This is a genomic window from Microcoleus sp. B13-B6, from assembly GCF_036705405.1.
In the GTDB taxonomy this organism is placed as follows: Bacteria; Cyanobacteriota; Cyanobacteriia; order Cyanobacteriales; family Microcoleaceae; genus Microcoleus.
In genome coordinates this window covers 1-12,462 of the sequence record NZ_JAUBUJ010000110.1, presented here as the reverse complement: position 1 = coordinate 12,462, position 12,462 = coordinate 1, and the positions used below count along the sequence as shown (strand labels likewise).

The following is a 12,462-nucleotide window of genomic DNA, read 5'->3' as shown; positions in this document are numbered from 1 at the left end:
GAAGAACGAAGAAGTCAACTCCCCGCTCCCCCAGAAGGGGGGAAGGAAGAAGGAAGAAGGAAGAAAATCACTGATTTTAGTTAACATTGGCTAAATCTAAAATCTACAATCTCTAAAATCTAAAATCTAAAATCTAAAATCCAAAATCGATAGATACTGCTTGCAATTCTTTAGCTTTTTCTTCGGGTAAAGCGTCGTTGGCAAACATTCCGGCGGCGAGTTCGGTTCCTGCTAGGTATTTTAATCGCTCGCTCGATCGATAGGGCGGATAAAATTGGGCGTGCAAATGCGCTTCTGGATGGGGTTTCCCGTCTGTGGGCCCTTGAAACCAAGCCATCAAATAAGGGAACGGGCGATGCCACAAACCGTCGTATTTGAGGGTGACTGTTTTTAAGGCCTTAGCGAGTGATTGGCGCTGTTTTTCCGTCAAATCGACAAATGTAGCAGCGGGGGCGATCGGGGCTATCCACACTTCGTAAGGGTAGCGGGCACAAGCGGGGACAAAGGCGATCGCCTCGGAGTCTAAATAAATAATTCGCTGTTTGTCGGAAATCTCTTTTTGAATCAAATCTTGCAGCAAACCGGTACTATTTTTTTGATAGTAAACCGATTGACATTCTAACATCCGTGCCGGCACCGGTGGCACGAACGGATAAGCGTAAATTTGACCGTGGGGATGGTGCAAAGTTACTCCGACTTCGACGCCGCGATTTTCAAAGGGCAAGACGTATTGAATTTCGGAATTGCGGCCAATAACTGAAGTGCGATCGGCCCATACTTCTAACAATAATTCCAAGTGAGATAACTCCAAAGAAGCCAAGGAAGCCTGCGGATCTTGAGTAAAAACAACGACTTCGCAAATGCCCTTGGCGGGCAAAGTTTCGACAATATTTGCAGGTGCGTTTTTTGCTTGCAAAGTCAGCGAGGGAAAGCGGTTGTCAAACACTGCTACATCGTAATCTCCCGGCGGCAATTCTGTCGGAAACTTAGCGTTAATTGTAGCTGCCAGCGGGTTGTATTCCGGCGGCGGCATGAAAGTTCTTCCCTGACGGTGGCTGGCGTATGCTACCCATTCCCCCCGCAAAGGATGCCACCGAAAGTGCGGGTTTGCCTCTACGGGTTCATTGCTGGGACTTACGGCCGCGATACCTTCTGGGATTGGGTAGCGACTGTACAGTGTGAGTGGGCGGCCGTCTGGTTTTAGCAATGTTTGGGCGTACATTTTTTGTAGGGGCGGGCGATCGCGTTTAATATATGTTAGGAGTATAACTTCGTGCTTTGAGCATCCGCCCCTACCTAAAGTCGCAAATTATTTTAACAAGTTTAGTTTGCAGTACCAACGTCAGCCGATCGTCCGCAAGTCCGCCAGGGGTTGAAACCCACGGGGTTTTTAGCTAAGGTGCTCGCTATGAGGACTAATGAGTTCTTGATTCGTATCTAAGAGGACTTTAGCTTTGACAGGACTTACGCAGGCCCCCTATATATAGGGTGCAAAATAAGGGATCTCCTTTTTCTCTCATCAAGAGTGAGCCTCACGAGATTAAAAACTTGATGGCTCAAAAAATCACCAATTCTCCTGTTTAACAAGATATAGCAGTAGGAAAGGATACTCGTCAGACTAACTATTGCAGGAGAGATGAGTCAGCATTAGTTTTTTTAATGAGGGCTAAAGTCCTGACTACGATCGCAATTCCCAATTACCCACTATATTTATCGATCGACCATTCGATCGAGCTTTTCCTTAACCAACAAATCTAACAACGATCGCAACAGAAACAAGCCACCGAATCCCGAAACCGCAAAAGCTGCGATCGCCCCCGTTTGATATCCGCCCACTAGCAGCACTGCACCCGACAAAAACACAAAACCAGTCAAACAAGCGAAAATTAGAGTTTTCAGGGCTAAATTAATGCGTTTCAAGGCTCTTTCGCTCTCTAGATTTCGCACTCTAATTTGCAGTTCGCCCTCTTCAATTCGCTGCTCCAAACGCTTGAGAAAAACTTGCGATTTACTCGGCTGCCGTAACTTATATGTAATAAAACTTCGCGCTTGCCTTGCCAATTCTCCGATCGCATTTCCCCGCCCCTTGCTCACCGCAATACTCTTGACAAAAGGCTGAGCGGATGCTATGAAATTGTACTCAGGGTCGAGAGTTCTAGCAATGCCGTCGAGAGTCGTTACCGACTTGACAATAAACATCATTTCTGCAGGCAAGCGAAACGGTTGCTGCTCGAACATGATGTAAAGTTCGTTCTTAATTTCATTAAAAGCTTGAAAGTCGATCGGCTTATCAATAAACTTATCCAACAGAAAAGCAATCAGCCTGCGTACCGGCATCATATCCGGCATCCGCTCAACTAAGCCGATCGTAATTAAAGTATTGAGTACCTCGTCAGTATCCTTTCTCATCACAGCAAAAAAAGTCTTGACCATTTGGTCTTTAGCCAGAGACTTCACCTCAGCCATCATCCCAAAATCGTAAAAAATTAAGCTACCATCTTCTGTCACCGCCAAATTTCCCGGATGCGGGTCAGCTTGAAAAAAACCGTCAATTAACAACTGTTTCAAATAACAGCAAATTCCGAGTTGATTGAGTTTCACAATATCGACTCCAATCGCCTCTAAACTAATGCGGTCGTCTACTTTAATACCGGGTGCGTATTCTAGAGTTAGCACTTTTTTAGTAGTGTATTGCCAGTAGACTTTCGGGACAATAATCTGAGGATATTCTCGAAAATTATGGCTAAAGCGATCGGAATTTTTACCTTCTTGCAGGTAGTCAATTTCTTGATATAAAATCTTAAAAAACTCGTGATAAATAGATTCCAGGTCATACTTGCGCGTCCCAGGCAAATAGCGATCGCAAAAACGCATCACTTGGCGCACCGCCTTCACATCCAAATCAAATAAACTTTCCAAACCCGGACGCTGCACCTTTACAATCACATCTTCCCCGGTGTGCAGCCTTGCTTTGTGCACCTGTCCCAGACTCGCAGCCGCCAGAGGCGACGGGTCAAAATCGCGGTACAAAGCATAAATATCCTTGCCTAACTCTGATTCTACAAGAGCGATCGCCTCTTCGGAACTAAACTGAGGAACCCGATCTTGCAACTGTTCGAGTTCCTTCACATACTCAAGCGGCAGCAAATCCGCCCGAGTCGAGAGAGACTGCCCGATTTTAATAAAAGTCGGGCCTAAATTCAGCAAAGTATTGACCAACCAATGAGCGCGAATTCTCCTAGTTTGAGGCGAATTATTTTGCAGCAGTGCGTCCCACCACAAAAAAAACATAAACTTTCCCGCCGCTGCAAAAATGTCTATTTGCCGTGCCAGTGGCGAATATTTAGAACGTTGCCAACGCAGGGTTTTAGGTGCAGCTTTTGTGAGCATAATATTGGCGATCAAATTCCATGCACCGTGACAATTTTTAGGGACTATCCAGGACGCAGAAACCGGCTTGTACGAAAAGACGGGTTGCAGACCTTTGAAACAGTTACAAAACTCAGTTTCTTTGGTCTATACTGCCTAATATCATCTCCGGCTATACAATTATAATTAAGTTCCTAGTAAGTAATGCAAGTCCTGATTAATTAATAAATAGAGGACAGTCGTACTCACTACAAACACGCGCTAATTACAGGCTAATAACCTGGCATAATATAAGTCCTGGGGAAAATCAGCAATCGAGAACCGGCAATTTAGACGGCAACCAGACCAACAATTCAAAACAGAGGACTTGGTAGCGTTTACGACATTTCCAAATCTCCCTCTTCGGGCAAGTCTTCTAGTTTCGCCTGTTCGCTGCCAATTCCCAGCAGCTTCTCAACCGAACTATTCTTCTACATTACAGAGTTCCGCTGCTAATTGCGGCAGAGTCAGAGTAAAAGATGTGCGCCACAAATTGTCAGCTTCTGAACTTTCGGCAGGACAGCTAGATACATCAATAGTACCATTCAAGTGCTGCACTAAAGACTTTACCAGCGCCAGACCCAAACCCGTACCGGCGATAGCTTGGTCAGTAATGCCAGTGCCACGGCGGAACTTGTCAAAGATGTGGGGCAAATCAGCCGCAGAAATGCCGCGCCCGAAATTAGAAATGCTCAGGACAATATAGCCGGCTGCCTCAGACGCCTCCAAAACTACCGCCGTTCCAGAAGCAGAGTATTTTCCAGCATTCGTCAGTAGTTCCAGTAGTACCCGATTGAGAATGTCCGGGTCAGTTTCCCAGCAAGGGGTCAACTTGGGCAAATCCACCTTAAGAGTCAATTGCTTATCCGCCCACTGTTTTTCAAAATCCCTAACTAAATCTTGAAATAAACGGTTGAGATCGATTTTGATTAGAGAAATCGGGAATTGCTGAGGCTCAAACTGCTTGAGGGCCAGCAAATCGTTAACCAGAGCAGTTTCCTTAGAACACTGCTGTTCTAGAATGTCGAGATACTTAGTTCGATTCGCTGACGGCTGTTCAGCTTGTTTGAGCATCAGAATCGCCAGCTTCATGATTGTTAAAGGGGTACGCAACTCGTGACTCAGAGTGCTGAGAAACTCGTCTTTAATCAGCTTCAATTTCCGCATTTGCTCTAGCTGATTGGCAGATTGTTCGTACAGCTTCCCCTGCACGTCGAGGCTTTGCTGCAACTGAGCGGTTCTGTCGAAGACTACGGTTTGCAATTCCTTAAGCGTTTGAGTTTGGATAATCATCTTGCTCGCTTGAGCGCTGACTGATTCGAGAACTTCTAATTCTTCCGGGCTCCAAGTGCGCGGCTCGGAGTGCTGCAAAACCAAGAAACCTAAAACTGTTTCGTGGCAGCTACCGCCCGTGAGGGGAACCAGCAGCAAGCCGCGAATGCCTTGGAGTTTCAAAATTGCTGTGGCTGCCTCTTGTTCTTTGCCGATTAATTCGCCTGTGTCAACGAGGGCGAGGGGTTTGGGTGCGCTGTGGAATGCTTGGTGGCACAAATTAGATTCTGACAGCCAAAAAGCGGGAGAGTTATTGGGTTTTGAGTTGGGGATTCTGGATTGGGAATTAGCAGTTTTATCCTTGTTTTTTGTTTTGGGTGTTGAGCTTTTTTTGCCGATCGCGCTTTGTGATATTGCCTGTTTGTTTGGATATTTTTTTACAACATATTCGCCAACTAATTCGACTTTCGCTTTGGGAGTTTGATTGGGGGAGCAAGTTGTAAATAGAGGATCTGTATATTTCAATAGGAGGATTTGACCTCTATCTACTTCCAGGGTATCGACGGTATTTTCAATAACTTGCTGCAATATTCGATCGACTTCTGAATTGGTGTCGATCGATGCAGCAACTGACCTGAGTAGATTTTTGTATTTAGCTTGTCGCTGTAACTGTTCGTTTAAGCTGGCAATTTCTTGAGTTTTTTGAAGGTGAGAAATCGCGCTGCCGATCGCGTCTGATGCGGATTCAAGGCGCTGCAGATCGGCTACCGACCACTCGTGAGGTTGCGACTTACCAACAATCATCATGCCATTTACAGCCCCTCCAAATCGCGCAGGCCCTGCCAAAATTGCCCGAAAAGGCAGCGGAGTCACAGGGGAATTGGGCGATGAAGTTGGCGGAATATCAAGATAGTCGGATATCGCCACTATCTCGCCGTCTGCTAGGACGTTTGCCCAAGCGGGGTGTTGGAGTGATATGCTAGGCGGTTTTAATCTTGTGGTTTGGGGGTGTTCCGGTGTTTCCGTGGAATCCGCAACACCAGCCACATAGGGAAAATCGCTGCTATTTTGCCAGTAAGCATTCGGATTTACTACTTTCTGGCCAACCACAGCAGTAACCACACAGAAATCTGCCCCCCATGCAACCCCCAAAGTATTGGCTATTTGCAGCAGCAGGAGTTCTCGATCGAAGCTGGTGGCGAGAAGTTGGCAAATTTGTCGCCCGATAAGGGCAGGATCGACCTGGAACTGCATAAGACGATCCAGAAATTTTTGGACTGATACTGGTTCTTGGATTTGCGGTAAATGCAAAGTGCAAGACTCTGACGGCGATCTGTCGATCGAAGTAAAGTCTTGATTTCCCTGGCGATCGATCATGGCAACCAAGCCTTTATTCTAAGATGTTTGAGCCGGCTCCCGCTGCCAATCTAGAACCTCTCCATAACTGTCGGCTTGACGGTTATGAGGCTGCTTTCTGTGTTTGTGCAGCCGATCGGCGGGTCGATCGATATGTGAAAATATACCCAGAGCTGACTGAGTTCTATTTTCCTGTTTTCTACCCTTCGATCTGTACGGGATGAACTTTACCATCCTTTACCGGATGATTATCAATCCCATTCCCGCTAATTTTGACCCCCTCGCATCTAGGATACAAGCCCCTGGATTCATCCGTCCAAAAATAAAAAACCTGTATCCGATGAAACTTGCCGAACGTATTTATCCGTGGGGTCGCCTCTAAAATCTAAAATCTAAAATCTAAAATCGATTGACGGTTATTAGTAGTATGAAGTTTTTCTAGAGACCGCTTAGTGACACCCATCTCCTCACCCTGTGATGTTTCCTATTTAAGTTTGTGATCTTAACAAATTTTTATTTTGATACAAATCGGCCGATCGAGTAACGCCGATCGCAAAAATTCAAAATCCCCAAATTATGACTCATAACGCCGGCTGAGAGTTTCCGAGTTTTTACTCAACAACTCATTTTTCACAACACCTAGAGCAGCGCGGCGAACTCTCTTGTTAAATTTATCTGCTTACTTATTTTGTGCTTCCTGTTGGGCTTTATCGCTATTTTGGCGGTAAAGTGCTGTCCGGTTCTGAGCCGTTGTGTAGCGGGGATGCTTGGAAGGCACTGCGGCCATCAAATCGGAAGCTTGCTGCCACTTAGCAGCTACGACTAACCAATCCTGGCGAGATTGAGCGGTTTTGCCCTCGGTGGCTGCTTGTTCGGCTACTCGCACTGCTTGGGCAAAAGAGTCAACAGCAGAATTAACAGTCTCCTTAGAAATTTTCAAAGCAGGTTTTGCCTCCGAGGGAGGGGCACTGGCAACTGCTTGGGTGCTGGCTTGGGTGCTGTTTGGCACTTGGGAATTAAGTCCTTTGTAGATGGCGGCCGCTGCTGCAAGCAACAGCACGGTCAAGCTGATGCCGCCGACGATACCGCGCTGAAATTGTCGCGGTTGCTGCATCGATCGAGGTATAGCCATTCTCGGCAAAGCCCGCTTGCCTGCCACAGCTTGGCGTTCGTGATGGTTGCTCAGAGCTAAACGCTTGAACAAATTCGGCTTTCGGAGTTTAATTTCTTGAGACCACAACAGTTGATTTTCGGGATCGCGGCTAATTTCTTCTAGCCACAGCAGTTGGTGTTCTCGGACAAGCCGGCTGTTGATGTTGACTCGGCGAATATTGTGGGGCGAAATGCGTTCCAAAATTTCTCGGACTCGATCGACCAAACTAGACTCTTCGAGCAGTTGGGGCGTTGCAGCTTCGCACAGCAGTTGCAGCACCCCGTCGGCAAACACGGCCCTGGCCCTGACCCCTACCTGTGCCAGTTCGTCATTAAGGATTTGAATAATCGATGCAACCGAGCCCTCGCGAGCTTGTCGAGCAATGTCATCTATTGGATTTGCCATAAAACTATCTTGACGCTTAGCAATCTGTTAATTGTTAACCCAAAGTCTCGGATCTAATTTTTACTCATCAGAAAATTGGGTAGAAACCTCGTCCTTTTAGGACGGCTTTATCTTACAATATAATTGGTCAACGACCCACCCGAGACGATGGATCAAACAGCCTATACGAGCGAAGTTCAGCCCGAGGTGCTGGCGGCGAAGCAAAATCGGTAGACCGGGATGCATAGGATAGGGCAATGGTAAACATCCCTAGAATCAAAAACGAAGAAGAATTCCGTTTGGTATTCGACACGTAAAAACCGCTTTCTCTTGCGGGGTTAGTCTGTGGAGCGAACATAAGACCAAATCTCTTTTAGGGTGGAGGCAGTTGCGAAGAAGCAGAAATTCAAATCGTGAGGTTTGGGAATCCCCGTCCGCGACGGTCGGGGTGGATGTCAAACAGGTTATCACTGACACTGCCAGGTTAAAATGAACAGATGCAAATCTTGCATACCGATCCACTTAAAATTATCACCACAGCATCGAACGAGGCTAACAGGAAATAAACTATGGGTAAAGTAATTAGCGGTCAAATTTTTGTTGTAGACGACAACATCGATACAGATCAAATTATCCCGGCAGAATACCTGACCCTGGTTCCCTCGAAGCCGGACGAGTACGAGAAACTAGGCAGTTACGCTATGATTGGGTTGCCCGATCGCTACGGTAAGTTTATCGAATCCGGTGAACAGAAAACCCGGTATCCGATTATCATAGCGGGCGAAAATTTTGGCTGCGGTTCTTCGCGGGAGCACGCTCCGATCGCTCTGGGGGCTGCAGGCGTCACAGCAGTGGTGGCTTTGTCTTACGCGCGCATTTTCTTTCGCAATTGCTCGGCTACTGGCGAATTGTACCCGATGGAATCAGTTGAGCGGCTCTGCGACTTGTTTGTAACGGGCCAAGAAGTGACGATCGACTTTACAGCAGAGGTAATTGTCAACCACACTCTCGATCGAACTTTCTCGCTCAAGCCGTTAGGAGAAGTAGGGCCAGTGATTGATGCCGGAGGGTTGTTTGACTACGCGCGCCAAACGGGAATGATTGCGGCTCGCTCTTAACTTTTAAAACCCCTGCAATGTCAGGGCTGTTTCGGGACAACCACGGGGAGTAGGGGTCGGATTGCCCCTACGGAAAACGATGATTTTGTAGGGGTAGTGCTACCCCTACTCCCCGTGCCTACCCTCCCCATCCACGATTTGCTCGTGTTTCAGAGATTGGGGCAGCCACGGGGGGCTGCCCCTACAAGAGAATGAAACAGCTCTGCCTGCAATGTAGGGTGCACCACCGATCGCACCTTACGAGTATCTGATACTTTTAATCCCGACAATCTCCCACAACCTGAGAGAATCCGAATATAGCACACTCATCAGACAGGTCCCAGAGCATGGTGGTATCCCACAAAGCTTTAAGGAAAATCCCTAAAGCGCTACTCAAACTTGGTGTTTTCTAACCACAGTTGGGGCCTTGAAAAATTTTAGAGCCACCTAACTTTTATGGCTCTCACCGTATTTTGCACAAATTTTGCACAAATTTTGGAGGTGTATTCTTCACTGGTTTTGACCAACCTCGAACCGCAAGGATTACAGAGATGCTCTCAAGCGAAAGCTTGAGAGAAGTGAGAGAAAGTCGAAGTCATCATTACTGATGGTTTTATGCAGGCTACTTCAGTCTACACCAATTGTCATGAGTATTACCTACAAGTCTAGGAAAATATCATCCTAGCAATTGCTCCCTGCTCAAACCCATGCAATGTAGGGTGCGTGCCAATTTTCTCAAATCGAGTCAATAAAATTCAATAAAATACGCTGGTGAGCAATCCCAAAAGGTCGCACATCTCCTGACTGCTCAGAAAAGCATTTTCCCGCCCGAATCTGCTCCGGTGTCAACAACTTCATATCCCAACCCTCAAGCAAAACTAAATCCTTGACATCCGCACTAAGTTGTGAATGAAAAACGTGGCGAACCACATCTTGTTCGACATCGCAACAGAAAAAAGAAACACTTGCAGGAGCATAGCCAATTTCCTCTGATAATTCCCGCAATACAGCCACTTGGGCAGTTTCTCCCGGTTCCAAGTGTCCGCCAAACAAAGCCCAATGTCCGGGATACCTGATATGAGGAATATCGTCTCGCAACTGACAGAGAAACTTGCCGTCTTGGTATAAAATCGCGATCGCAACGTGAATTTTAGTCATTAGTCATTACTCATTAGTCAGTAGTTATTAGTCATTAGTTATTTAACAGGAATACACGGATTAATTATCGAGTATTCCTCAGATATTAAATAAATTAGGAAGAGGGAACCAAGAGCAATTATCAAATAACAAATAACAAATAACCCATGCCTATTTCCCCTTGTCTGAACTGGGAGTCCGCTTTAATTGTTCCATTTCCTCAACATAAACTTCACCTAAATCCTTTCCGGCCAATTCCTTCAGAGTAATACTCTTGTAGCGGACTTCTCCCTTCAGCAACACTTCATCGCCAAGCTGGGGCAACTCTTGCTTGGTTAAAATCCACATACTGCCAGTACCATCGTCAAGTTGATAAGCCGCATTCCCTACAAACGGAGCGCGATTTTCTACCTTTCCCCGGAGATAAACTTCAGCATCCACTTGCCGCTTTTGTTGAACGTCGCCAATGCTAGCAACATTAAAACCAAGATTGAGTTGAGACATGGGTAAATTGCCGCAACTGAAGAAACCGCTGGCGAGGATTAGCGACAAAGTGCTGGTACAGAATCTTTGAACCCAAACTTGCTTATTTGCAGTAGTCATTGGTCAACTGATTTGAGATTTGAGATACGACTTACTTTAACAGAATCCCCAGAATCGATCGCAAGTAAGAAATTTCTCTAGTGGAGTCCTTGACGGGGATTAAGCTAAAATCTAAAATCGTCAGCCCCTAACCCAGAGTCTACAATGGATGCCAAAACTGCTCAAATACTAGATGGCAAAGCTTTAGCGACAAAGATTCAAAGCGAGCTGAGCGATCGAGTCCGCGCCCTACAACCCCAAAAGGGGCGTCCTCCCGGACTTGCGGTGCTGATGGTAGGGGACAACCCAGCTAGCGCAGCCTATGTTCGCAATAAAGAGCGAGCCTGCGCTAAAGTTGGCATAGCTTCCTTCGGCCAGCATTACCCCGCAAACGCTACTCAAGCCGAACTAGAACTTGCAATTCGTGCACTCAACGAGGACGATCGAGTAGACGGCATTTTAGTTCAATTACCGCTACCAGAACACTTAGATGCAATTTCGCTGCTGTACCAAATTGCTCCCGATAAAGATGCTGACGGACTTCACCCTGTAAATTTAGGCCGTCTCGTGCGCGGGGAAGAAGGTTTGCGGAGTTGTACTCCCGCCGGAGTGATGCGGTTATTGCAGGAATACCAGATTGATTTAAAAGGAAAAAATGCCGTTGTTTTGGGCAGAAGTATTTTGGTAGGTAAACCAATGGCACTGATGCTGTTAGAAGCCGACTGCACTGTTACTGTAGCTCATTCGCGATCGCAAAACCTAGAATCGATTACCAATCAAGCCGATATTTTAATAGCCGCAGTCGGCCGCACAGAAATGATTACAGCTAATATGGTCAAACCCGGATCAGTAGTAATTGATGTCGGTATTAACCGCGTCGTCAATCCAGACGGTACGAGTCGTTTGGTCGGAGATGTGGACTTTGATGCTGTTAAAAAAGTAGCCGAATTTATCACGCCGGTGCCGGGAGGAATCGGGCCGATGACTGTTGCTATGCTTTTGGAAAATACCGTTTCGAGTTACAGCATCAAGTAGAAGTAGGGTGCGTCGCTGTGAGATTGTATATCGTAGTTGAATATTGTCGATGGCGACGCACCTTACTCCACTGTAGGGTGCGTCGCTGTGAGATTGTATATCGTAGTTGAATATTGTCGATGGCGACGCACCTTACTCCACTGTAGGGTGCGTCGCTGTGAGATTGTATATCGTAGTTGAATATTGTCGATGGCGACGCACCTTGCTCCACTCTATGTCAATGATAAAATGACACTATGGTAATGCACCCTACTAACGATTATGTCAAATTATCGTAGAGCATTTGTACCGGGAGGTACTTACTTTTTCGTTTTAAATACATACAAAAGGATTCCTTGGCTGTCCAGCGATATTGGTCGCGCAGGGCTACGAAAATCTATAATGAGAGTCCAAAAACTCTATCCTTTTACCATTGATGCGATCGTGCTTTTGCCGGATCACCTTCACATGATTCTTACTTTGCCGGATGGCGACAGCAAGTACCCAATTCGTTTGGGGTTAATTAAAGATTTTGTAACCCGATATTACGGGCATAAATTGGGAATAGAAGCAGAAATTAGTCAGTCTCGTAAAAAACGCAAGGAAAGTAACCTTTGGCAGCGTCGATATTGGGAACACGTCATTCGCGATGAAAATGATTACGCTCACCATTGCGATTACATTCATTATAATCCAGTTAAACATAATTTGTGTCGGTCTCCGAAGGATTGGGAATTTTCTAGTTTTCATCGATTTGTTGCTCAGGGGATTTATCCTGAAGATTGGGGCGCGAATGAAGTACCGTTGATTCCTGAAGATATTGGCGGAGAATTATATTTGTAGGGTGTCACGAAGTATGGTGCGTCGCTATGAGATTTTATATCGTATTTGAAGATTGGCGATCGCGACGCACCCTACAGTTTGACAGAAACCGGAAGTATGGTGCGTCGCTATGAGATTTTATATCGTATTTGAAGATTGGCGATCGCGACGCACCCTACAGTTTGACAGAAACCGGAAGTATGGTGCGTCGCTATGAGATTTTATATCGTATTTGAA

Annotated in this window: 10 protein-coding genes; 3 read left to right on the top strand and 7 right to left on the bottom strand. The window is 46.2% G+C overall.

What is annotated here, in order from left to right:
* Nucleotides 1–133 precede the first annotated feature (133 nt).
* The 5 genes from galT to QUB35_RS32830 form a co-directional block, all read right to left on the bottom strand.
* On the bottom strand, nt 134–1,222 hold the full coding sequence (gene galT, locus QUB35_RS32850) for a galactose-1-phosphate uridylyltransferase (RefSeq protein ID WP_333146230.1): 1,089 nt from the start codon (nt 1,220–1,222) through the stop codon (nt 134–136).
* A gap of 488 nt (nt 1,223–1,710) precedes the next feature.
* Entirely contained in the window at nt 1,711–3,390 is a 1,680-nt protein-coding gene (locus tag QUB35_RS32845) for an AarF/ABC1/UbiB kinase family protein (RefSeq protein ID WP_333146228.1), read from the bottom strand.
* A gap of 441 nt (nt 3,391–3,831) precedes the next feature.
* Nucleotides 3,832–6,057, bottom strand: a complete 2,226-nt coding sequence (locus QUB35_RS32840) for an ATP-binding protein (RefSeq protein ID WP_333146226.1) — start codon at nt 6,055–6,057, stop codon at nt 3,832–3,834.
* An 18-nt stretch (nt 6,058–6,075) separates the two neighbouring features.
* Entirely contained in the window at nt 6,076–6,270 is a 195-nt protein-coding gene (locus QUB35_RS32835; protein ID WP_333146225.1) for a hypothetical protein, read from the bottom strand.
* Between the two features lie 445 nt (nt 6,271–6,715).
* On the bottom strand, nt 6,716–7,594 hold the full coding sequence (locus QUB35_RS32830; protein ID WP_333146222.1) for a hypothetical protein: 879 nt from the start codon (nt 7,592–7,594) through the stop codon (nt 6,716–6,718).
* Nucleotides 7,595–8,142: 548 nt separating this feature from the next.
* On the opposite strand from QUB35_RS32830, the gene QUB35_RS32825 reads away from it, so the two are divergent.
* On the top strand, nt 8,143–8,691 hold the full coding sequence (locus QUB35_RS32825) for a LeuD/DmdB family oxidoreductase small subunit (protein ID WP_333146220.1): 549 nt from the start codon (nt 8,143–8,145) through the stop codon (nt 8,689–8,691).
* 714 nt (nt 8,692–9,405) lie between these two features.
* On the opposite strand, the gene QUB35_RS32820 is transcribed toward QUB35_RS32825, so the two are convergent.
* Nucleotides 9,406–9,828 (bottom strand): NUDIX hydrolase, encoded by a 423-nt coding sequence (locus QUB35_RS32820; protein WP_333146218.1) that lies wholly within the window; start codon nt 9,826–9,828, stop codon nt 9,406–9,408.
* 150 nt (nt 9,829–9,978) lie between these two features.
* The gene (locus tag QUB35_RS32815; RefSeq protein WP_333146216.1) at nt 9,979–10,410 is read right to left on the bottom strand and encodes a DNA-binding protein; all 432 of its coding nucleotides are present in this window, start codon (nt 10,408–10,410) and stop codon (nt 9,979–9,981) included.
* Between the two features lie 144 nt (nt 10,411–10,554).
* On the opposite strand from QUB35_RS32815, the gene folD reads away from it, so the two are divergent.
* Both folD and QUB35_RS32805 read left to right on the top strand, forming a co-directional pair.
* Nucleotides 10,555–11,424, top strand: coding sequence for a bifunctional methylenetetrahydrofolate dehydrogenase/methenyltetrahydrofolate cyclohydrolase FolD (gene folD, locus QUB35_RS32810; RefSeq protein WP_333146214.1), 870 nt, complete (start codon nt 10,555–10,557; stop codon nt 11,422–11,424).
* Between the two features lie 261 nt (nt 11,425–11,685).
* The gene (locus tag QUB35_RS32805; protein WP_333146212.1) at nt 11,686–12,246 is read left to right on the top strand and encodes an REP-associated tyrosine transposase; all 561 of its coding nucleotides are present in this window, start codon (nt 11,686–11,688) and stop codon (nt 12,244–12,246) included.
* The last annotated feature ends 216 nt before the right edge of the window (nt 12,247–12,462 follow it).